The organism is Falsihalocynthiibacter sp. S25ZX9 (assembly GCF_041205405.1).
Lineage (GTDB): Bacteria > Pseudomonadota > Alphaproteobacteria > Rhodobacterales > Rhodobacteraceae > Falsihalocynthiibacter > Falsihalocynthiibacter arcticus.
Window position 1 is genome coordinate 320,072 of the sequence record NZ_JBGFCD010000002.1, and the last position, 21,553, is coordinate 341,624.

Consider the following 21,553-nt stretch of genomic DNA (forward strand, 5'->3'; position numbering starts at 1 on the left):
TTTGCCACCGTGTTCCTTTCCCGCCCCCTTGCCTCGGTCCATGGTCTGATTTACAGATGCGGGCACAACTTGATCCAAAGACCCAAGGGAATAGACCATGCTGGACCTTACCTACGAAGCGCCAAAAGTAAAAACCATCGCTGGCGCAAAGCACGACTGGGAACTTGTGATCGGGATGGAAATCCACGCACAGGTCGCAAGCAACGCGAAACTCTTTTCGGGCGCCAGCACCAAATTCGGCAATGCACCCAACAGCAATGTCGCCATGGTTGACGCGGCCATGCCCGGAATGTTGCCTGTGATTAACGAATTTTGTGTCGAGCAAGCGGTGCGTACGGGTCTTGGCTTGAAGGCAGCGATCAACCTCTATTCCGCCTTTGACCGCAAGAACTATTTCTACCCCGATTTGCCGCAAGGATATCAAATCAGCCAGCTGTACCACCCCATCGTGGGCGAAGGCGAAGTGCTGGTGGAAATGTCAGAAGGAATTGCACGCGAAGTGCGGGTTGAGCGCATTCACCTTGAACAAGACGCCGGCAAATCCATCCACGATATGGATCCGACGATGAGTTTTGTCGACCTGAACCGCACGGGCGTGGCTTTGATGGAAATCGTCAGCCGCCCCGATATTCGTGGCCCTGAAGAGGCCGCCGCCTATGTGACCAAGATGCGCCAGATTCTGCGCTATCTCGGCACATGTGACGGCAATATGCAAAACGGCAGCATGCGCGCAGACGTGAACGTTTCGGTATGTTTGCCCGGCCAGTACGAAAAATACCGCGCCACGGAAGATTTCGGCCATCTGGGAACGCGCTGCGAAATCAAGAACATGAACTCGATGCGGTTCATCCAAATGGCGATTGATTATGAAGCCAAACGCCAAATCGCGATTCTCGAAGCGGGCGGCTCTATCGATCAAGAAACCCGTCTGTATGACGCGGACAAAAACGAAACCCGCTCCATGCGTTCCAAAGAAGAAGCGCATGATTATCGGTATTTCCCCTGCCCTGATTTGCTCCCGCTTGAGATTGAGCAAGACTGGGTTGATGACATTGCGAAAACGCTTCCCGAGCTTCCAGATGCGAAAAAAGCGCGGTTCATCAAGGACTTTGGGCTATCCGATTATGACGCGACTGTTCTGACGGCTGAAGCCGAGAACGCGACATATTTCGAACAGGTCGCCGAAGGGCGCGATGGGAAACTGGCCGCGAACTGGGTCATCAACGAACTCTTTGGTCGCCTCAAAAAAGACGACAAAGACATCGGTGCCTGCCCTGTTACACCCGCCCAATTGAGCGGCGTTATCGCCTTAATTGCCAACGGCGATATCTCGGGCAAGATCGCCAAAGACCTCTTCGAGATCGTCTATACCGAAGGCGGCGACCCCGCCGAGATCGTCGAAGCGCGCGGCATGAAGCAAGTCACCGATACTGGTGCCATTGAGGCCGCTGTGGCCAAAGTCATTGCCGACAACCCAGACCAAGTCGCAAAAGCGCGCGCCAATCCGAAATTGGCCGGTTGGTTCGTGGGCCAAGTGATGAAAGCGACGGGTGGCAAAGCCAACCCGCAAGCGGTCAACGAAATCGTTGCACGCCTGTTGGCGGAATAGCGCGCAGACCAGTGAAGATTGAGGACGGAACGCGCAACTTTAAGAGCGTTCCGTTTGGTTTAACTTGAGTTTCCCTGAGTTTTCTTTAGTGAACATCCGTGGATAAATTTCAGGGGGCAGTATGCCAACGTACCAATACAAAGTCGTACCCGCGCCAATTAAGGGCCTCAAAGCCAAGGGCGCACGCACGACGGATGAGCGGTTTGCAAACGCTTTCGCCTCTTTGATGAATGAGTTGGGCCGCGAAGGTTGGGAATATTTGCGGGCCGAAACGCTCCCTTGTGAGGAGCGCTCGACCTTCGGGTCCAAAACCACGACCTATCAGAATTTGCTCGTGTTTCGCCGCCTGCTCCAAGACGACACGATAAGTGCACGGTTGCTGGATGTAGAAAAAACAGCGCGGGTGCGCGCGCCGATCATTGCAAACGAAAAACTGTCAGCGCCTCCCCCCTTGAAGCTGTTTGGGGCAAAGGGAGATATCTCTCCCAAGGCACCCGAACTTGAGCCAATCGTCGTCGCGAAAGCCAACGACGATTAAGGCTTATGCCACGGGGGTTATATCCAGTGACAAAGCGTGAATGCGTGCGACCAAATCTTTTCCAAGGGCAGTATGCAACGCGCGATGACGCGCAACGCGCGACATTGGCGTGAAAGCCGCAGACTGAATAACCACCCTGAAATGGCTCTCGCCTGAGCCATCATCGCCCGAATGACCCGCGTGTAGATGGCTCTCGTTTATCACTTCAAGCGCCACTGGCGCAAATTCCGCTGCTAGTTTTGCGGTTATTTCGTTCTCAATAGACATTTTTGGTATGTTTCCTCTTCACCTTACTGCTCAATTCTCTATGCTGGTTTGCTCCGACTCAGAGACGAAGAAGTTTTGAGCCTAACGTCAAATTTACGACATGCACATACAGGACGCCACCATGAAAAAAGACGATCCCTTCGGGTTTGACATGAGCGTGTCTACGGACAAAAAGAAACGCACAAAAGGACGGCGCGGCATGTCTGGCGCGTTTGAAACCTCGACTCGCAAATGTGAGCATGCTGGTTGTGAGGAAGGCGGTAAATATCGCGCGCCCCGCTCCCCTGATCACTTGGACGAATACCTATGGTTTTGCAAAGACCACGTGCGCGAGTTCAATTTGAAATGGAATTTCTTCAACGGGGCGACCGAAGAAGAAATCGACGAACAGCTAGAAAGTGACCGCGTCTGGAATCGCGACACCAAGCCATTGGGCAAGAAAACCCCAGAACAGCGCGCGTGGGAACGCCTTGGCGTGGATGATCCGCATCAAGTTTTGGGCGAGAATGCGACCCGTAATCCCGGAAAATCGATCACCGGTACACGGCGCCTCCCCCCCACGGAGCGCAAAGCGGTGGAAATTCTGGAAGCCAAGGATCACTGGACCAAAGCGGAAATCCGCAAGACGTATAAAAAGCTGATCAAAATCCTGCACCCCGATATGAATGGCGGGGATCGTTCCGACGAGGAACGGCTGCAAGAAGTTGTTTGGGCTTGGGACCAGATCAAGGAAAGCCGCGCGTTTAAAGACGGATAGGCCTTTGCGCGGTAAAGGCTCTGCAAACCTAAGATTAACACAGAACACAACGGCACTGCAGTAATGCACGTGCCGTTTTTGCGTTTGCCCACTGGAACAGCCCTCAGGAGAGAGGAAATTACCCCGCCCCCCTTGCGTATCGGGCCGCGATAAGGCACCAACAACATCAAAGGGCGTTGCGATGTTTTCTCATGGCTGCACGAACGAAAACCGACAGATAGAAGGCACTTGGCACGATGAATGACATTGTCAAACCAACCGAAGAAATTTCAGTACGCGACGTTTTTGGCATCGACAGCGATATGGTCGTAAAGGGGTTCGCCGAGCGCTCAGATCGCGTTCCCGATATCGACAACACCTATAAATTCGACCCCGATACGACCCTCGCGATCCTTGCTGGCTTTGTTTACAATCGCCGTGTCATGATCCAAGGCTACCACGGAACGGGAAAATCGACGCACATCGAACAAGTCGCCGCACGCCTGAACTGGCCCGCCGTGCGGGTCAACCTCGACAGCCACATCTCGCGGATTGACCTGATAGGTAAAGACGCAATCAAGCTCAAAGACGGCAAGCAAATCACCGAATTCCAAGAAGGCATTTTGCCTTGGGCCTTGCGCACCAATACGGCCATCGTTTTCGACGAATATGATGCAGGCCGTGCTGACGTTATGTTCGTGATCCAACGCGTTTTGGAAACAGACGGCAAACTTACCCTACTTGACCAAAACAAAGTGATCACCCCGCACCCATATTTCCGGATTTTCGCCACCGCGAACACCGTCGGCCTTGGCGATACAACGGGCCTGTATCACGGCACACAGCAAATCAACCAAGGTCAAATGGACCGTTGGAGCCTTGTCGCGACGCTCAACTATTTGAGCCACGATGCGGAAACCGCCATCGTGATCGGCAAAAACCCATCTTATAATAACAAAACTGGGCGCCAAACTATTGGCCAAATGGTGACTGTTGCCGACCTTACCCGTACAGCCTTTATGAACGGTGAACTTTCAACGGTTATGTCGCCTCGTACGGTCCTCGCATGGGCGCAAAATGCACAGATTTTCCGCAACGTCGGATATGCCTTCCGTCTGTCCTTCCTCAACAAATGCGACGAACTTGAGCGCCAAACGGTTGCTGAATTCTATCAACGTTGCTTTGATGAAGAACTGCCAGAAAGTGCTGCAAGCATGAGCTTGGGATAAAAATGAGGTCGTTGTTAGGACAAAACCTATGAATTCTAAGTCCGACAATCCCGCTGACCCGTTCAAAAAGGCCCTCGCAGACGCGACTCGTGTTTTGGCGAATGATCCTGAGCTTTCGGTCACCTTCACTGTCGATCCGGCCGGTAAAACCGCCGATTCCGTGCGCTTGCCACAAGTAAGCCGCCGCATGACCCGCGAAGAAGTGATGCTTGCGCGGGGCACCGCCGATGCTCTAGCGCTGCGGCATAGGTTTCACAATCCAGAGACCCACAACCGTTACCTGCCCGAAGGGCAAATGGCGCGTGATCTCTATGTTGCTATGGAAAATGCCCGCTGCGAGGCCGTCGGTGGCCGCGAAATGCCTGGCGCTCTGAGCAACATTGACGCGAAAATAGGCGCGGAATCCGTGCGTCGCGGGTTCGACAGTATCACGGCTCAAGCCGACGCGCCCCTTGCCGATGCGGCTGGTTTTTTGATCCGCCATTTGGCTACCAAGCGCCCTCTCCCTGCTGGGGCGCAAAACGTGATGGAACTTTGGCGTCCCTTTATTGAGGACCAAGCTGGCGGCACCCTTGACGACCTTGAGGCACAACTCGCTGATCAGGCAGGATTTGCAAAATTCGCGCGCAAAATTATCCAAGACCTCGGATATGGCGACCAGCTTGGCGAAGACCCAGATGCTCAAGATGACGACTCCAGCGACGAGGCAGAACCCGAAGCCGAGGACGCCGAAGACCCCGATTCCACAGGTGATGATCAGGAAGACGACGAATCCGACGCTTCCCCCGAACAAAGCCAGGACGACAGCCAAGACCAGAGCCAAGCACAGGTTTCCTCTGATGATATGGCTGACCAAGAAGAGGGCGACGAGGCCGAAATGCCAGAGGGCGACGCCCCGATGGACCCGCCTCCCCCCGCTGGACATTCCGACGCCGATCCCGAATACCTTGTTTTTTCAACCGAAAATGATGAGGAAATCCGCGCCGAAGACCTTGCAGAACCTGCCGAGCTTGAGCGCCTGCGCGCCTATCTCGACCAGCAACTCGACCCCCTCAAAGGGGCGGTTTCGCGCCTTGCCAATAAGTTGCAGCGCCGCCTTCAGGCGCAGCAAAACCGCAGTTGGGATTTCGACCAAGAAGAGGGTATGCTGGACGCGGGCCGCCTTGCGCGCGTGATCGCAAACCCCACCACGCCGCTCTCCTTCAAGGTCGAGCAAGACACCGAATTCCGTGATACCTGTGTGACGCTTTTGATCGACAACTCTGGCTCCATGCGCGGGCGGCCAATCTCGATTGCGGCGATCTGTGCAGACGTTCTTGCGCGGACTTTGGAGCGCTGCTCAGTCAAAGTGGAAATCCTCGGCTTTACTACACGCGCGTGGAAAGGCGGCCAAGCCCGTGAAAGCTGGCTCGCCCAAGGACGCCCACAACAACCCGGTCGCCTCAATGACTTGCGCCACATCATCTATAAATCCGCCGACGCCCCGTGGCGCCGTACCCGTCCCAATTTGGGGTTGATGATGAAAGAAGGATTACTGAAGGAAAACATCGATGGCGAGGCACTCGAATGGGCCCACCGCCGTATGATTTCCCGCCCCGAAGCCCGCAAAATCCTGATGGTTATCAGCGACGGAGCCCCCGTGGACGACAGCACCCTTTCGGTAAATCCGCCAAATTACCTTGAAAAACACCTTCGGGACGTGATCGCGATGGTTGAAAAGCGTAAAATGGTCGAGCTTTTGGCCATCGGAATCGGCCATGACGTGACGCGTTATTATGACCGCGCGGTGACGATCACGGATGTAGAGCAACTTGCAGGCGCGATGACGGAACAACTCGCCGCGCTCTTTGACAACGATCCTCGTGCACGCGCTCGGATAATGGGAATTAGCAAAGTCCGCAAATAGGCGAACGTCGACCAAATTAACAAAAAGGACGCCCCATGTTTCAATCCTTCGAGAACACCTCGCACCCCGAACATGGCCCCGCGCGTTTGGCCGCCCTACGGGAGCGTATGGCCACCGAGGGGGTAAGCGGCTACCTTGTGCCACGCGCTGACCGGTTTCAGGGCGAATACGTTGCCGATTGCGATGCGCGCCTTTCTTGGCTGACTGGGTTTACAGGCTCCGCTGGCTTTTGCGCTGCCCTCAAGGATCGCGCGGGCGTATTCATTGACGGGCGCTATCGCACGCAAGTTAAATCCCAAGTCGACTTGGCCCATTTTTCCCCCGTTTCGTGGCCCGAAATTTCCCTCGGCGCATGGCTTGCAGAACATGCACCAACGGGTAGCCGGATTGGGTTTGATACTTGGCTACACACGGTAAAACAAATTACCAATTTGAAACGCACTCTCGATGGCTCAAACGTGCAAATGTGGCCTCTGGAAAACAATTTAGTCGACGATATTTGGAGCGACCGCCCCGCCCCGCCGAGCGCTGCCGCCATCGCCCACCCCCTTAAATTTTCTGGCGAAAAAAGCGAAAGTAAACGTTTGCGTCTGGTCGAGATCATGGCCGAGAACGGGATTGAACACCTCGTCATCACGCAACCAGACAGTTTGTGCTGGCTGCTCAATATTCGTGGTTCCGACATTGCGCGCAATCCCGTTGTCCAAGGCATGTGTATATTACACGCCGACGCCAGCGTAGACGTCTTTGCCGCCCCTGAGAAGTTTGATGAATTGGAGGTCCATCTGGGAACGGGTGTCCGGATTCATCCCGAGGCCAGCCTCGGCACTGTTCTGGGGACCCTCACGGGAGCCACCCAAATCGACCCGGCAACAGCGCCCTATGCTATTGAAAAACTGTTGAAAACCGCAAAGATTGTACGTGACGATGATCCTTGTGCGCTTGCCAAAGCTTGTAAGAACCCCGTCGAAATTTCTGGCGCGGATTCTGCACAGGTGCGGGATGGCATCGCGATGGCGGAATTCCTCGCGTGGCTCGACGCCGAAGCACCCAACGGTGAGTTGACGGAAATCGATGTAACCAAAAAGCTTGAGGGCTTTCGTACATCCAGCAATGAGTTGCGTGAGATCAGCTTCGAGACAATTACCGGCGCCGGCCCACATGGGGCGATCATGCATTATCGAGTCTCAAATGAGACAAATCGCGCGGTAAATCTGGGCGAACTCCTTTTGGTGGACAGTGGCGGCCAGTACCAAGACGGGACCACCGATATCACCCGCACCATCGCGATTGGCGACGTCGGAAAAAAAGAAAAAACTTGCTATACCCGCGTCTTGCAAGGCCTTATCGCCATCAGCCAAGTGCAATTTCCACGCGGAACCTCCGGCAGCGACCTCGACCCGCTTGCACGGGTTGCTCTTTGGGCCGCAGGGCAGGATTTCAACCACGGAACCGGACATGGCGTAGGCAGTTATCTTTCGGTTCACGAAGGCCCACAACGCTTGTCAAAAACAGGAAAAGTGCCGCTTGAAGAGGGCATGATCCTTTCAAATGAACCGGGATACTATCGCGAAGGTGCTTTTGGCATTCGGTTGGAAAACTTGGTCGTTGTTGAGGCTGCGCCCACGCGCCCTTCTGGAGATCCTGAGCGTGAGTTTTTGAAATTCCGCACCCAAACTTTTACCCCCTTTGATCGCCGTTTAATTTTGGTCGATATGCTGACAAAATCTGAACGCGCGTGGGTGGACTATTATCATTATGACGTTCTTCAACGCCTCCAAGACAAGGTTTCGCCGACTACACTTACGTGGCTTCAATCTGCTTGCGCGCCCCTTCCCAACACGGGCAAGGCGCCAAATATTTCTGTTAAACCCGCCAAATCACTTTGTGTGGTCCGTGCCGGGGGAGCCGTTTTGGGCGAGAGCCATAACGCTCTTTTCTTGACCGAGGGCGACTATCCACCTGTCATCTATTTCCCGAAACAAGACGTGGCAATGGCGATGCTTGAAGCGAGTGAACGCACCACGATTTGCCCACATAAAGGCGTGGCGACCTATTACTCAATCCACACGAAAAGCACGGTGATCCAAGATGCTGTTTGGTGTTATGAAACGCCCAACTTGGGTGTAAGAGACATCGCTGGATATCTGGCCTTTTCGGGGGAAAATGTGGCGGTTGAACAGCTTTAGGAATGCTCCTCAATGGCGGTGCTGAGCAAAATTTCATTGTAGGCCGTGATGGCATCGATATGGAAAACGGCTCCTATCGCCGTGCCTTCCGCGTTTCGAACAGGTAAAAATTCATAGTTTTTCATTTTGAACATCGGTAAAATGTCTTCCAATGTTGCGTCGAAACGCACCGACTGCCCCTCCTCCACCATGGCGGCGCAGACGTCAATATCAGCTGCACGCGGGTGGTCATTCGTGCGAATAATTGAAGAAACGCCGATTTTTGACAGTAAATATTCACCTGAACCCGACGCAATATGAACCTCACGACGTTCCAGCAAGGTAAGGAAAAAGCTCTTGTCTACGAAGCGACTCGACAGAGCCGTCGACATGGAAACGGCAACCATCACGGCAAGTCCCGTTTGCCAGTCACCCGTCAGTTCAAACACAATCAACGTTGTGGAAATTGGCGCGCCGAGAACTGCGGCCGCAACCGCCCCCATGCCAGCCAAAGCGTAAATAGTTTCCGAACCGCTCACGTTTGGAAAAATGCTTGTCGCTAAGATCCCAAAGGCAAGTCCAGTCAACGCGCCAACCATCAATGCAGGCGAAAAAACACCACCGCCCATGCGCCCTGCCATAGTGATTGATACGGCAATAGTTTTGATAACGGCGAACATAATCGCCGTTTGAAAAACGAGGTTTCCTGTCAGCGCCGCCGAGGTCGTTTGATATCCAACGCCGATAATATGCGGAAACCAAATTGCGATAACACCCAGCATTGCCCCTGCAATTGCGGGGCGAAACCAACGCGGTATCCGGAGGTTCTCCTGAACAACGGTACCAATATCATCGGCCCAGAAGATTGATTTCATTAGCACAACAGAGACGATGCCACAAATCAAACCAAGGATTAGGAACGCGGGTAATTCAACGTAGAATGCCAATTCTCCCTGGCGCAGCAAGGTGAATTCTGTGACATTTCCAAACTCAAGCCTGCTCACCACGGTTCCAGCGACCGATGCAATAACGATCGGGGCGAAGGCGTGGACTGCAAAATGCCTTAAAATCACTTCGAGGGCAAAGAGGGCACCCGCGATGGGCGCGTTAAAGCTCGCGGAAACGGCCCCAGCGACGGCACATCCCAGCAAATCGCGTGCTGTAATTCCGTCAGCGCTAATCCGATTGGACACCCATGTCGAAACCACTCCGGCGAGGTGAACCACAGGCCCTTCGCGTCCGGACGATCCACCGGAAGATAGCGTGATCAAAGAAGCGAGCCCGCTCGCAAGGCCCTCTTTGATCTCAACACGCCCATTGTGCAGAGCCGCTCCCTCGATGACATCCGCCACAGAACGTACGCGCCCGTCCGCGGTAAAGTGATTTAGAATTAGCCCAACAAGGAGGCCGCCGATGGTCGGAATAAGGAGAATCCAGTACCACGGTAAATCGGTGACAAACGCATATTGGCTGCCAAGATCATCGCTAGCATAAAAGTAATTCTGGAGTTTTGTAATTGATTTTCGAAAATAAAGCGCCGTCGTCCCAGCAACCACGCCTATCACCAAAGCAATAAACCAAAACTGAATTTGCGAAGGACCCTGATGACGCACATGGCGCGCCGCATCAATAAGGCTCTGCAGAATCTGTGAAGTATAGGATTTGATCATTGACGACATAGACGGTTTTCTTTGCTCTTTCTGCGCGTTTTCCCTCGAGAGGGTTTCCCCAGCGTATAACATCGCCTAGGCTCATGCGTGGTGTAAATAGAGGGGCCGCGATGACCATTCACTCCGCTTTAACCAAGCTATCTTTACTGTTAGGCGATCGCCTCTCTCGTTCCAAGTCCGATCTGAACAACCACGGGCAGAGCGAAACATATTTCCCACTCACCCCGCCTGATGCTGTAGCCTATCCTGATACCACCCTAGAGGTTTCAGAGATCCTAAAAATTTGTCATGCTGAGGATTGCCCAGTCGTGGCGTGGGGCGCAGGCACTTCTCTTGAGGGGCACGCGCTGGCGACACAGGGCGGTATTTGCCTTGATATGATCCGGATGAGCCAAATAGGCGACCTTCGGATCGAAGATTTTGCAGCGACCGTTGGACCGGGGATAACACGCGAGTCTCTTAACCAAGAGCTTCGCACAACGGGTTTGTTTTTTCCCGTCGATCCAGGGGCAAATGCGTCGCTTGGTGGCATGGCCGCCACCCGCGCCAGCGGCACGACCAGCGTGCGTTATGGAACCATGCGCGACAATGTCCTTGGCTTAACCGTGGTTCTGGCTGACGGACGGATTGTCAAAACGGGTGGCCCAGTGCGTAAATCATCCTCGGGCTACGACCTCACGGCGCTGTTTTTGGGCAGCGAAGGGACACTTGGAATCATCACCTCGCTGACCCTGCGCTTGCAAAGCCAACCCGAGGCCATTTCCGCCGCTTCATGCGCATTTGAGAATATGGATGCCGCTATTGAAACGGTGATTACGACCATCCAGTATGGCATTCCAATGGCTCGTATAGAATTCGTCGATGCGGCCACCGCAGGGGCATTCAACGCCTACGCAGGCACAAAATTGCCCGAGACTCCACATTTACTGGTGGAGTTTCACGGCTCCGAGCGCGCCGTCGCCGAGGATGCCAAAAGGTTTGGAGAGATCGTTGAGGAAATGGGGGGCACTGGTTTTGACTGGTCCGACAAACCCGAAGACCGCACTGCTCTTTGGCGCATTCGCCACAATGCCTACTATGCGTGTTTGGCATTGCGACCGGGCGCTTTCGCCCTCGTCACCGATGTTTGCGTTCCGATCTCTGAACTTGCAAAAGCCGTACGCGAAACCCGCGCGGATATTGATGCCTCACCGCTCATTGGTCCAATCTTGGGGCACGTGGGCGACGGCAACTTCCACGCCATCCTGTTAATCGACCGCGAAAATGAAGGCGAAGTGGCCGAGGCAAAACGCCTCGCTCAGGCCATGGCCGAACGCGCTATATCCTTGGGTGGCACCATCACGGGCGAGCACGGAATTGGCCTTGGGAAGCGGCACCTCATGGCGCAGGAACACGGTCAGGAGGCGTGGGATTTGATGGGCCAAATCAAAAATGCACTTGATCCAACGGGCATCCTCAATCCGGGAAAAATCGTGCCCTAATGCTAGAATAGGTCAAAGAACACGCGTTCAAAGCCAAAAATTAAGCAAAAAATGTGTGAAATATGCTATCCGGCAAGCAGAGTTTTTGCGGCCGCGCGGGCCTGATCTGTGATCCTATCGCCTGACAGCATCCGTGCCACTTCATCCACACGTTCATCTGTCCCCAAAGCAACAACCGTGGAAAGAGTCATGCCATCCTCGACCGATTTCTGAACCCGCCAGTGATGCGCGCCAAGGGCCGCGACTTGCGGCGAGTGAGTCACAACAAGGATTTGCCCCAGCGTCGCCAACTCAGCCAAACGGCGCCCAACGGCATCTGCCGTCGCCCCTCCGACCCCGCGGTCGATTTCGTCAAAAATCATTGTGGTTCCGCGCGTTTCGGAAGTGAGACAAACCTTCAACGCCAGAAGAAACCGAGAAAGTTCCCCGCCAGATGCAATTTTATTGAGTGGCCCCGACGGCGCACCGGGATTGGTGGCAACGGTAAAAATCGCTTCATCTTGCCCTTCTGGACCCGGCTCAGTGGCGGAAATTTCGGTGGCAAAAACAGCCCGCTCCATTTTGAGCGGCGCAAGTTCCTTGGCCATAGCCGCATCCAGTTTACGGGCAGCGTCAACGCGCTTTTCTGACAGGTCTTGGGCCGCGAGATCATATGCAGATTGAGCGGTGACCACGGCCCGCTTCAAACCTGCCATATTGCCCACACTTTGGTCTAACGTCTCAAGCCGAAGGCGCAGGGAATCCGCATGGGCGCCCAACTCATCAGGCAATACTTCGTACTTGCGCGCCAACCCGCGAATGGCGAAAAGACGCTCTTCGGTTTCCTCCAAATCAATGGGGTTAAACCGCAGATGCTCAACCGTGCTATCGACAGCCTGAATGGCATCCGAAAGTTCAGCCATTGCGCGCCCCAACGCGGCAATTGCTTCGTCAAGTTGGCCGTCAATTTGTAGGGCGGAATCCTCCAACCAGTTCATAGCATTGGAAATTTGCGCCTCCGCTCCGTGGCCGCCCAAGGCCATATTCGCCTTATTGATGTCGTCCAAAACCCGTTCTGCGGCCTGTAATTGACGGCGCAAAGTATCGAGTTCTGGTTCTTCTCCGGCCATGGGAGCGAGCAAATCCAGCTCCTCTACAGCATGACGTAGGAAGTCTTCTTCTTTGCGAATTTCGGCCAAATGTGCCTCAGCCTTCTCCAATTCTTTTGTGGCGTCGTTTAACCCACGCCACTTCAAACGCACGTCGGAAAGTTCGCCATCCAAGGTGGCGTAGGTGTCCAAAATCTGACGATGACCGCGCGGGTTGAGCAAGCCACGATCATCGTGCTGGCCGTGCAATTCGACGAGGGTTTCCGACAAGGCCCGTAGCACTTCTCCCGAACAGCGCCGATCATTGATCCACGCCGTTTTACGCCCTTCAATGGTATTTATCCGCCGTAGGATGAGTTCTCCGTCAGCGGTTGGAAACCCAGCGTCGCGCAGGACACCCCATGCAGCATGATCGTCCTGCAATTCAAAGCTCGCGGTCACTTCCCCTTGCTCGGCCCCGGCGCGAACAAGCTCCGCACGCCCGCGCCAACCAAGGACAAAACCGAGTGAATCCAATAGGATAGATTTTCCCGCACCCGTTTCTCCCGTCAATACATTTAACCCCGGCTGGAACTCAAGTTCCAACCGGTCAATGATTAACATGTCTCGAATTTCTAAGCCGCGCAGCACAGCAAATCTCGCAGAATTACAGCCATTCGCCACGAATAGCTTGGCGATAGAATTTACCCATCCAATTCGCGCCAAACAACCCAGGTTCAAGGCCTTGCCCTTTTAGCAATTCATAGCTGTCTTGGTACCAAACCGTGGATCGGAAGTTATATCCAAGAATGGCGGCAGCCGTTTGAGCTTCTTCGACAAACCCCAAGGCCAAGTAGCTCTCAACGAGGCGCATCAAGGCCTCTGGAGTGTGACTTGTGGTTTGGAAGTCCTCGATCACAACACGGAATCGATTGATCGCCGCAGCGTAGTGTCCTTTTTTGAGGTAGTAGCGCCCAATTTCCATTTCTTTGGCCGCAAGATGATCAAACGCGAGATCAAACATCAGAATCGCTGACCGCGCATATTCGCTGTCTGGATGACGTTCGATTACCAGTCGCAATTGCTGCAACGCTTGATACGTGAGGCCCTGATCGCGGCCAACCTCATCAATTTGGTCGTAGTAGGACAGCGCCAAAAGGAATTGCGCGTAAGCAACATCCTCCTCAGCGGGGTAGAAATCAATGAAACGTTGTGCCGCGATACGGCTATTTTCATAGTCCTGATCGCGATGATAGGAGAACGCTTGCATGATCAATGCGCGTTTTGCCCATTCGGAATAGGGGTAAAGGCGTTCAACTTCGCCAAACAGCCGCGCGGCTTCTTCGGGGTCACCCGCCTCAAGATCAAATTCCGCACGAGTATAAATCTCCTCGGGAGTAAACGTCTCGAGGGGGATATCTTTGCTGGAATTGCCGCCGCAGGCCATCAACAACGTGAGACCGCAAAGCAAAGTAATTCGAGTTGGCCAAGCCGCTGCGCGTCTCATTCAGCGCCACCTTTAAAATCTGTTCGAAGGGGAAAACCCCAAACCTCACGCCGTTCTAGCACAGAAAAATCCTAGGCAAAACGTCTTTACGTTACATTAGGAAGGGATTTATTCGGCCGCAATCGGGATATCGGTGGCGTGCAGGCCAGCGCCGGGCAAACGCGCAGAGACGCGGGCGTCGCATTTCACCCATTCCCAAGCATTGGCGTCTGCAAAAATTGCTCTGAGGAGTTTGTTGGTGAGGGCATGCCCCGCGCGAATCCCTGTGTAGCGCCCCAAAATGGGTCCGCCAGCGAGGGCAAGATCGCCTAACGCGTCGAGCATTTTGTGGCGCACAGCCTCGTCGCGGTGACGTAGGCCACCAGGCGTCAAGACGTCATCACCATCAATCACAACGGCATTCTTCACAGAACCGCCCAAAGCAAGCCCTGCGGCACGCATCGCATCGACATCAGATTGTCGACAAAAAGTCCGGCTATCGCAAAGTTCGCGCACAAAAGCGCCATTTGCCATGCTAAGTTTCTTATCTTGTTTGCCAATGGCAGCGTCATTGAAACGAATGTGGAAATCGATATGCAAAGTTTCTGCGGGCTCGATACGGGCGATTGCGTCGCCGTCACGTACTTCCACAGTTTTCAAAATCTTCAACGCTCGGATTGGTGCTTTAAGATCCTTGCGCCCGACCATTAAAATAGCGGTCACAAATTCGGCGGAACTTCCGTCGAGAACGGGGATTTCTGGGCCGTCTACGTCGATCACAGCGTTTTGTACGCCACACCCTGCGAGCGCGGCCATGATATGTTCGATCGTTGAAACGGAAGCGCCAGAGGCATTTGCGACACGGGTGCAAAGCTGCGCAGGCGTCGTCGCATCATATAACGCGGGGATACGGTTATCCCCTTCAAGGTCGCTCCTGACAAACCAAATTCCGCTATCCACTGCCGCCGGTTTTACAACCATGCGAACAGGGGCCCCAGAGTGGAGACCTATTCCGCGAAATGTAATTGGCTTGTTCAAAGTAGTTTGCAATGGATGCTCCATAACGGCCTCGGAACGTTCTTTGCTCCGACACAGGAGAGATAAGCTCCCACTGTGTTATGTACAATTCAATCTTTGCAACTGAATGAAACATGCGCTTTTCACCTAGGCGGTTGTTTGCGCAAAAATATGCAACGCATTGTAATTAAACAAAAAAGGGCCACCCCGAAGGGCAGCCCAATTGTTACAACTGTTGAAATATTTAGTTAGCTTGGCGGCGCAAAAACGCTGGAATGTCGATACGCTCTTGCTCAGGATCCGGCTCATGTTCGGTTTCAGCAACGGGGGCCTGCACCTGTGGTTGCTGGCGTGCAGTAGCTGTACGCGCGCCCTCCTCGGCTGCGTGGCCTGTCATTCGGTTGATCAAAGAGTTGATCCCAAAGCGTGGTTTTTCAGGTTCAGCTTGTGGCTGAGGAGCAGGCTTTGCTGCAGTTTGACCATAACCAGCCGGAGCATGCGGAACTTTCGAAGCCGCGGCGCGAAGACGATCCAACGCTTCAGGAGAAGGCGTTCCCGGTGTCCGAGGTTTAGGAGCGACAAAACCTTCGGCTTCGCTCTCAAACCGTACTGGCTCTTCAGCAAACTGAGGCGAAGGAGCCGCTTGTTGTTGCGGTTGGTATGCGGGAGCAGGAACTTCTTCCTTGGCCCGTGGAGTTGGCGCAAAGAAAGAAGGCGTTTCTTTTTCAGCTTCCGGCTCAGCAAACAAGGAAGGTTCTTTGCCTTGTGCTTCTGCGGCTTGGCTCAATTCTTGAGCAACTTCATCGGCAAGTGAGGAATGCTTCAACGGTTCTGCGAGGGAACGACGCGCTACGGGAACTTCTCCGGCGCCGACACGGGCGTCAATTCCAGTGGCCACTACGGAAACGCGCATGACGCCTTCCATTTCAGTGTCCAAAGTCGAGCCAACGATGATGTTCGCCTCTGGATCGACTTCCTCGCGAATGCGGTTGGCCGCTTCGTCGAGTTCGAACAATGTGAGGTCGTAGCCACCTGTAATATTGATAAGAACGCCGCGTGCGCCGCGCAGGCTAATTTCGTCAAGCAAGGGGTTCGCGATGGCTTTTTCGGCGGCTTGAACGGCGCGATCTTCGCCTGTGGCTTCGCCCGTTCCCATCATCGCTTTGCCCATTTCGTCCATCACGGAACGCACATCTGCAAAGTCGAGGTTGATGATGCCGGGGCGAACCATAAGGTCGGTTACACCTTTGACACCTTGATACAGAACGTCGTCCGCAAGACTAAAGGCTTCGGTAAATGTTGTTTTTTCATTCGCCAAACGGAATAGGTTTTGGTTCGGAATGATGATCAGGGTATCGACAACTTTTTGCAGCGCTTCAACGCCCTCTTCGGCTTGACGCATCCGTTTCGCGCCCTCGAATTGGAACGGTTTGGTCACAACGCCTACGGTCAAAACACCCAACTCGCGCGCGGCCTGCGCGATGATTGGCGCCGCGCCGGTTCCGGTACCGCCCCCCATACCTGCGGTAATGAAGCACATGTGCGCGCCCGCGAGGTGGTCAACGATCTGTTCGATGCTTTCTTCAGCAGCGGCGGAACCTACGGAAGGCCGTGCCCCCGCGCCCAGACCTTCAGTGACCTTGATGCCCATTTGAATGCGTGCTGTGGATTTGCTCTGCTGCAACGCTTGGGCGTCGGTATTCGCGACCACAAACTCAACACCATCGAGTTGTTTGTCGATCATGTTGTTTACGGCGTTACCGCCGGCTCCACCAACACCGAAAACGGTGATCCGTGGTTTGAGATCGTCTTGCTCGTGAATACTAAGATTTAAAGTCATCGACTGGTCCGCCTGTGATACAGTGCCACCCGTCCCGGGGCGACAAATTTGCCTGATTTGCACCGATTTTATCGAGAAATTTGTCAAACGTCACGAAAAAAACGCGTTAATGACACAAAATATAGTCCGTCAGGCCGAAAAGTTTGGCGATATCTTGCCGAAACTACCATATTTTGCGTTTACCAATTATCTTTGAACCATTTCACGGCGCGTTTTACCGACCGTGCTGGATACCGTTCTGTGGGAATATCGAAGTCCCACCACTCATCTTGCGGGTTTGCAGCAAACAAACATAGCCCAACCGAGGAGGCAAAAGCCGCCCCCGTAGCCGATTGAGGCAAGCCCTGAACCCGTAGCGGACGCCCCATCCGCACGCGCTGTCCTAGGATGCGCGTGGCCAAACCATCAAGGCCGGGAATTTGGCTTCCACCGCCGGTCAGAACAATTTGCTGGCTTGGCAGGTGATCAAATCCGGCGGCCTCAAGACGCGCCCGCGTCTCCTCGAGAATTTCCTCGACCCGTGGTCGCATAATCCCGATCAATTCAGCGCGACTAACGGTACGACGGTCTTTTTCCCAATCGCCGCAGTCCCCACCAACTTCAATTTTTTCGCGGTCGTCCATTCCCGTGGCGACAACGCCACCAAACAGGGTTTTGATCCGTTCCGCAGTTGCCATCGGCACTTGAAGGCCTTTGGAAATATCGTTGGTGATGTGATCGCCCCCCAGTCGAACCGAGTCAGAATAGATCATGTGTTTTTTCATGAAAATCGACAGTCCCGTAGAACCGCCACCCAAATCGATACAGGCCGCGCCAAGCTCTTGCTCGTCCTCAACCAAGGCCGAAATCGCCGAAGCATATGAACTCGAGGCCATACCCGCGAGTTCGAGATCGCACCGTTTGATACAATAAATCAGATTTTGAATGGCATTCGCGTCGACGGTCAAAACATGCATGTCCGCAGCCAAACGATTGCCGATTTGCCCGCGTGGATCGCCAAGGCCCGTGCGGTGGTCCAGCGCAAAATTTACCGGTTGGGCATGTAAAACTTCACGCCCTGCCCCGAACTCTGGCACTTCACAGGCCGACAAAACACGTGCGACATCCTGTTCGCTGACGGTCCGTTCCTGAACATCAATGCTACCCGCCAATCCATAGGACCGTGGCCGTGCACCCGAAAAACACGCGATTACGTGATCGACCCGCAGATTGGCCATTTTTTGTGCGGCTTGAACAGCGGTGCGAATGGCACGCTCTGTTTCGGCCATTGCGTCAATTTCCCCGAAACTCACTCCACGCGACCGCGTGGTTGCCGCTCCAATAACCCGAAAACTGCTCTGCCCTGCCATCGAGCCAACACCATCAAAATCGTGGGGTTTTTCCGGTCCGTCAAAGCGCAATATCAAACATGCGATTTTCGACGTTCCCACATCCAAAATTGCCACAACACCGCGCTGCATGGCGGCTTCTCTCATGTTGCGCATCGCTCGTTGGCTTTGGTAAAGATCGGTCATGGATACTGGGCTCCGCTATTAATAATGGGGGCATCTTCGGGCGAGACTTCTGGAACAGGCTCTTTAAGGCGAAGGGTTGGGCGCTTTTCAAGCCGCATATCAATGACGGCCACGTTGCGCGCCAACAAATCCCTGACTGTATTCAGCGCAATCACGCGGTGCAGCGCTTGGCGGGGATTTGTTTCGGGCAAAAGAACCCGTTGGCCATTGTCCAATACAAGGTCCCACCGACGCTCGCCCACCCGCACAAGACCGCGCACGTGGTCGTAAATCGGAGCCGCGGAGGCCAACAGTTCAAGGGCTTCTGGAATGGCTTTATCGGCACCAAATCCCGTCACCAATGGCAAATCAGGGCGCGAGGCCCGCGCAGGCACCTGTACAACGCGATGCCCTTCGGCATCTAACAATTCAACCGCGTCAGTGCCGCGCCAAACAATTACCGGCACGCGCTCATCGACGCTCACCTGCAATACGCCGCCAACGCGCACCTGCACATTCACCGAGGCCACCGCATCAAGTTCGGAAATAGCCGCATGCATTTGCTGCAAATCCAGATCAAACGAACTCATCGGAAAATCCAGAGGGAAAACTTCTCGAATATCTTCGGCAAGCTCAATCGAGGCCCCGTCCACGGCCATCATATGCACCATAAATGCGGGGCGATGCTCAATATCCTCGCGCAATTGCAGCGACCAATCCACAATCGCCTGCCGACGATCGGCACTCGCCAATAGGCCCCCAGTAATCATACTGACAACCAAAACGGGCAAGCCAACACGCACAATTTTACGAAACGTCGGTGTGAGCCAAAGCCGCTGGGCGCGATAGGCGACACGGCTTGGGGCGGGATCACGTTTAGGGGACTGGGTACGACGCGAAGAGAGACCTGCGACCTGACGCGCGCCAGAATTAAAGCCTACCTCTGACATGATGCATCCTCCACCAGCCAACGGCACAAGCCGCCAAACCCGATGCCAAATACATCTGCCTGTTCAGGCGTCAGCGACGTTGGGGTCATTCCGGGTTGAGTGTTGGTTTCCAACAGGATCAACCCATCAAGGCCACGCGCTTCATCCCAGCGGAAATCCGTGCGCGAAACACCGCGACATCCCAAGGCCACATGGGCCCGGCGGGCATAGTCCAGGCACGCTGCGGTGATCTCGGGCGGAAGATCGGCAGGCACCACATGACGAGAGCCGCCGGGCACATATTTTGCATCGTAATCGTACCAACCATCGGTCAGGATATCCGTCACCCCAAGGGCACGGTCGCCAAAGACAGTTGTGGTTAATTCACGGCCCGGCGCGAAGGCCTCGACCATGACGATTTCGGGCATATCATCGGAAAGGTTTGGCGGGGTATTTGCACCCTCGGCCACCAGATAAACGCCAACAGAGGAACCTTCGTTATTAGGCTTCACAACGTAAGGCGGCGCCATCACATGGCGCGCGGCGACCTCCGATTTCGCAAAAAGACCGCTCTCGCAAACGGGCAAACCCGCCGCGCGAAACATTTCCTTGGAGCGTTCCTTGTCCATCGCGAGAGCCGAAGCCAAAACGCCGGAATGTGTATAGGGAATTTTGAGCCATTCGAGCAAGCCTTGGACGCATCCATCCTCACCCCAACGCCCATGCAACGCGTTAAAAACAACGTCTGGGGCAATCTCAAGAAGACGTGCAGCTAGGTCTGGACCCGCGTCCAGTTCAACAACCTCAAATCCTTCGTCCCGAAGTACAGCCGCGCAACCGCGCCCACTTGAGAGAGAAACTTCGCGTTCCGCAGAAGGTCCTCCCAGCAATACTGCCACTTTTTGGGATGCCCTGCTCGACATGCCCGCCTCTTATCATTTGCGACCCTTCTATGAGGATCTTGGTGCGCCCGATTTTGGGCATCTGATTCTACTCAAGGTTTCAAACGCAGAACGCCCGAATCCAGATAGTTCGCTTTTTATTTTTGTTGCGTAGCTTGGCTTTTCCTGTGCCAGAATCTACGCGGATCTGCCGCTAGTTCTTGATTTGCGCGTCTGTTTTCACCGGTTTTCCAGAAAATATTCGAAATTTACGGGGTCGTCGGTTCGCCGATGCGCTTAATTTCCCATACTAACTCTATTGAACTGTTTTTGAAAACCTTTTTTCGTACTTCTTCGCCCAATTCTTCCAAATCAGCAGCCGTCGCGCCCCCCGCATTGGTCAAGAAGTTGCTGTGCATCTCGTTCATAACCGCCCCGCCCCGTCGCGCACCGCGCATTCCGGCGTCATCAATAACCTTCCAAGCCTTCAAATCATGCACATCATCGGCCTGTCCCGTAGAGCTAAACCCCGCAGGATTTCGGAAAGTACTTCCGGCCGTGCGGTCCTTGGTGGGCTGGGTTTCGTCGCGTTTTTTGAGCTGCGCGGCCATAAGCGCCTCAAGCTCGACCGAATCCCCCCGCGCGCCACGAAAAACCGCATCAACCAAAACCGCACCTTCCGGCAAATCCGAATTGCGATACGCGAACGCCAATTCAGCACTTAAGAGCGTTTTCACCTCGCCCTCCCGCGTCACAATCCGGGCGGACTGAAATACATCCGCGATGTAGCGTCCATAGCATCCCGCATTCATCGCAACAGCACCGCCAATTGCACCTGGGATTGTGCGCAAAAATGTCAAATCAACGCCCGCAGCCGCCGCTTTTCTGGCCACATGCGCATCCAATGCCGCCGCCCCTGCGGTCACGTCTTGGCCGTCAAATTCAATTCCATTGAAGCCACGCCCAAGACGGATCACCACACCGCGAATACCCCCATCGCGCACAATCAGATTGCTACCGACTCCCATCGGAAATACGGGAATATCGCGCGGCAATTCGCGCAGAAAATATTGCAAATCTTCAATGTCCACAGGCTGAAATAAGACATCCGCAGGCCCGCCTACACGCAACCACGTCAACCCCGAGAGGTCCTTGTCAAAAGTCAGAACACCGCGCACCTGCGGCAAGGAATTGGGATCAAGAGTCATGTTATGCGCCCGTTTTAATTTCGGTGGT

Annotated in this window: 16 protein-coding genes and 2 pseudogenes; 8 read left to right on the forward strand and 10 right to left on the reverse strand. The window is 54.3% G+C overall.

Going from position 1 to position 21,553, the window contains the following annotated elements; all coding sequences use genetic code 11:
* Nucleotides 1-97 precede the first annotated feature (97 nt).
* Together gatB and AB9F29_RS03645 are read left to right on the forward strand one after the other, a co-directional pair.
* Nucleotides 98-1,609 carry an Asp-tRNA(Asn)/Glu-tRNA(Gln) amidotransferase subunit GatB gene (gatB, locus tag AB9F29_RS03640; RefSeq protein ID WP_335585884.1) on the forward strand — a complete coding sequence of 504 codons (1,512 nt, stop codon included), beginning with the start codon at nucleotides 98-100 and terminating at the stop codon, nucleotides 1,607-1,609.
* A gap of 121 nt (nucleotides 1,610-1,730) precedes the next feature.
* Nucleotides 1,731-2,147 carry a DUF4177 domain-containing protein gene (locus tag AB9F29_RS03645; protein WP_369754626.1) on the forward strand — a complete coding sequence of 139 codons (417 nt, stop codon included), beginning with the start codon at nucleotides 1,731-1,733 and terminating at the stop codon, nucleotides 2,145-2,147.
* A gap of 3 nt (nucleotides 2,148-2,150) precedes the next feature.
* On the opposite strand, the gene AB9F29_RS03650 is transcribed toward AB9F29_RS03645, so the two are convergent.
* On the reverse strand, nucleotides 2,151-2,414 hold the full coding sequence (locus tag AB9F29_RS03650) for a BolA family protein (protein WP_369754627.1): 264 nt from the start codon (nucleotides 2,412-2,414) through the stop codon (nucleotides 2,151-2,153).
* A gap of 121 nt (nucleotides 2,415-2,535) precedes the next feature.
* On the opposite strand from AB9F29_RS03650, the gene AB9F29_RS03655 reads away from it, so the two are divergent.
* The 5 genes and pseudogenes from AB9F29_RS03655 to AB9F29_RS03675 form a co-directional block, all read left to right on the forward strand.
* The gene (locus tag AB9F29_RS03655) at nucleotides 2,536-3,171 is read left to right on the forward strand and encodes a DnaJ domain-containing protein (protein WP_039001333.1); all 636 of its coding nucleotides are present in this window, start codon (nucleotides 2,536-2,538) and stop codon (nucleotides 3,169-3,171) included.
* Nucleotides 3,172-3,407: 236 nt separating this feature from the next.
* The gene (gene cobS / locus AB9F29_RS03660; RefSeq protein ID WP_369754628.1) at nucleotides 3,408-4,379 is read left to right on the forward strand and encodes a cobaltochelatase subunit CobS; all 972 of its coding nucleotides are present in this window, start codon (nucleotides 3,408-3,410) and stop codon (nucleotides 4,377-4,379) included.
* 28 nt (nucleotides 4,380-4,407) lie between these two features.
* Entirely contained in the window at nucleotides 4,408-6,285 is a 1,878-nt protein-coding gene (gene cobT / locus AB9F29_RS03665; RefSeq protein WP_369754629.1) for a cobaltochelatase subunit CobT, read from the forward strand.
* A gap of 35 nt (nucleotides 6,286-6,320) precedes the next feature.
* Nucleotides 6,321-8,120 (forward strand): annotated as a pseudogene (locus AB9F29_RS03670) (aminopeptidase P family protein); the annotation flags it as partial.
* A 69-nt stretch (nucleotides 8,121-8,189) separates the two neighbouring features.
* Nucleotides 8,190-8,474, forward strand: a pseudogene (locus AB9F29_RS03675) (DUF427 domain-containing protein); the annotation flags it as partial.
* Here the strand turns inward: AB9F29_RS03675 and AB9F29_RS03680 are convergent.
* The gene (locus AB9F29_RS03680) at nucleotides 8,471-10,132 is read right to left on the reverse strand and encodes a chloride channel protein (RefSeq protein ID WP_369754630.1); all 1,662 of its coding nucleotides are present in this window, start codon (nucleotides 10,130-10,132) and stop codon (nucleotides 8,471-8,473) included. The pseudogene AB9F29_RS03675 and the gene AB9F29_RS03680 sit on opposite strands and share 4 nt — an antisense overlap.
* A gap of 101 nt (nucleotides 10,133-10,233) precedes the next feature.
* On the opposite strand from AB9F29_RS03680, the gene AB9F29_RS03685 reads away from it, so the two are divergent.
* The gene (locus tag AB9F29_RS03685; protein ID WP_369754631.1) at nucleotides 10,234-11,604 is read left to right on the forward strand and encodes an FAD-binding oxidoreductase; all 1,371 of its coding nucleotides are present in this window, start codon (nucleotides 10,234-10,236) and stop codon (nucleotides 11,602-11,604) included.
* A 65-nt stretch (nucleotides 11,605-11,669) separates the two neighbouring features.
* Here the strand turns inward: AB9F29_RS03685 and recN are convergent, their stop codons facing one another.
* The 8 genes from recN to murB all read right to left on the reverse strand — a co-directional run bounded on the left by recN (nucleotide 11,670) and on the right by murB (nucleotide 21,525).
* Nucleotides 11,670-13,322: a DNA repair protein RecN gene (recN, locus tag AB9F29_RS03690; RefSeq protein ID WP_369754632.1), complete on the reverse strand. Its 1,653-nt coding sequence runs from the start codon at nucleotides 13,320-13,322 to the stop codon at nucleotides 11,670-11,672.
* 16 nt (nucleotides 13,323-13,338) lie between these two features.
* Entirely contained in the window at nucleotides 13,339-14,178 is an 840-nt protein-coding gene (locus AB9F29_RS03695; RefSeq protein ID WP_039001328.1) for an outer membrane protein assembly factor BamD, read from the reverse strand.
* 108 nt (nucleotides 14,179-14,286) lie between these two features.
* Entirely contained in the window at nucleotides 14,287-15,207 is a 921-nt protein-coding gene (gene lpxC, locus AB9F29_RS03700) for a UDP-3-O-acyl-N-acetylglucosamine deacetylase (RefSeq protein ID WP_335585875.1), read from the reverse strand.
* Between the two features lie 211 nt (nucleotides 15,208-15,418).
* Complete coding sequence (gene ftsZ / locus AB9F29_RS03705) at nucleotides 15,419-17,014, reverse strand: cell division protein FtsZ (protein WP_369754633.1); 1,596 nt, start codon at nucleotides 17,012-17,014, stop codon at nucleotides 15,419-15,421.
* Nucleotides 17,015-17,193: 179 nt separating this feature from the next.
* A complete protein-coding gene (gene ftsA, locus AB9F29_RS03710; RefSeq protein ID WP_369754634.1) occupies nucleotides 17,194-18,528 on the reverse strand; it encodes a cell division protein FtsA in 1,335 nt (444 codons plus the stop codon).
* Nucleotides 18,525-19,457: a cell division protein FtsQ/DivIB gene (locus tag AB9F29_RS03715; protein ID WP_369754635.1), complete on the reverse strand. Its 933-nt coding sequence runs from the start codon at nucleotides 19,455-19,457 to the stop codon at nucleotides 18,525-18,527. Before AB9F29_RS03715 ends, ftsA begins: the two co-directional genes overlap by 4 nt.
* Complete coding sequence (locus AB9F29_RS03720) at nucleotides 19,445-20,359, reverse strand: D-alanine--D-alanine ligase (protein WP_369754636.1); 915 nt, start codon at nucleotides 20,357-20,359, stop codon at nucleotides 19,445-19,447. Before AB9F29_RS03720 ends, AB9F29_RS03715 begins: the two co-directional genes overlap by 13 nt.
* Nucleotides 20,360-20,586: 227 nt before the next feature.
* On the reverse strand, nucleotides 20,587-21,525 hold the full coding sequence (gene murB / locus AB9F29_RS03725; protein WP_369754637.1) for a UDP-N-acetylmuramate dehydrogenase: 939 nt from the start codon (nucleotides 21,523-21,525) through the stop codon (nucleotides 20,587-20,589).
* Nucleotides 21,526-21,553 lie beyond the last annotated feature (28 nt).

Excerpts from the sequence above, each read along its gene's own strand:
- gatB (WP_335585884.1), top strand. The coding sequence starts at position 98 with ATGCTGGACCTTACCTACGAAGCGCCAAAAGTAAAAACCATCGCTGGC.
- AB9F29_RS03645 (WP_369754626.1), top strand. The coding sequence starts at position 1,731 with ATGCCAACGTACCAATACAAAGTCGTACCCGCGCCAATTAAGGGCCTC.
- AB9F29_RS03650 (WP_369754627.1), bottom strand. The coding sequence starts at position 2,414 with ATGTCTATTGAGAACGAAATAACCGCAAAACTAGCAGCGGAATTTGCG.
- AB9F29_RS03655 (WP_039001333.1), top strand. The coding sequence starts at position 2,536 with ATGAAAAAAGACGATCCCTTCGGGTTTGACATGAGCGTGTCTACGGAC.
- cobS (WP_369754628.1), top strand. The coding sequence starts at position 3,408 with ATGAATGACATTGTCAAACCAACCGAAGAAATTTCAGTACGCGACGTT.
- cobT (WP_369754629.1), top strand. The coding sequence starts at position 4,408 with ATGAATTCTAAGTCCGACAATCCCGCTGACCCGTTCAAAAAGGCCCTC.
- AB9F29_RS03680 (WP_369754630.1), bottom strand. The coding sequence starts at position 10,132 with ATGTCGTCAATGATCAAATCCTATACTTCACAGATTCTGCAGAGCCTT.
- AB9F29_RS03685 (WP_369754631.1), top strand. The coding sequence starts at position 10,234 with ATGACCATTCACTCCGCTTTAACCAAGCTATCTTTACTGTTAGGCGAT.
- AB9F29_RS03695 (WP_039001328.1), bottom strand. The coding sequence starts at position 14,178 with ATGAGACGCGCAGCGGCTTGGCCAACTCGAATTACTTTGCTTTGCGGT.
- ftsZ (WP_369754633.1), bottom strand. The coding sequence starts at position 17,014 with ATGACTTTAAATCTTAGTATTCACGAGCAAGACGATCTCAAACCACGG.
- ftsA (WP_369754634.1), bottom strand. The coding sequence starts at position 18,528 with ATGACCGATCTTTACCAAAGCCAACGAGCGATGCGCAACATGAGAGAA.
- AB9F29_RS03715 (WP_369754635.1), bottom strand. The coding sequence starts at position 19,457 with ATGTCAGAGGTAGGCTTTAATTCTGGCGCGCGTCAGGTCGCAGGTCTC.
- AB9F29_RS03720 (WP_369754636.1), bottom strand. The coding sequence starts at position 20,359 with ATGTCGAGCAGGGCATCCCAAAAAGTGGCAGTATTGCTGGGAGGACCT.
- murB (WP_369754637.1), bottom strand. The coding sequence starts at position 21,525 with ATGACTCTTGATCCCAATTCCTTGCCGCAGGTGCGCGGTGTTCTGACT.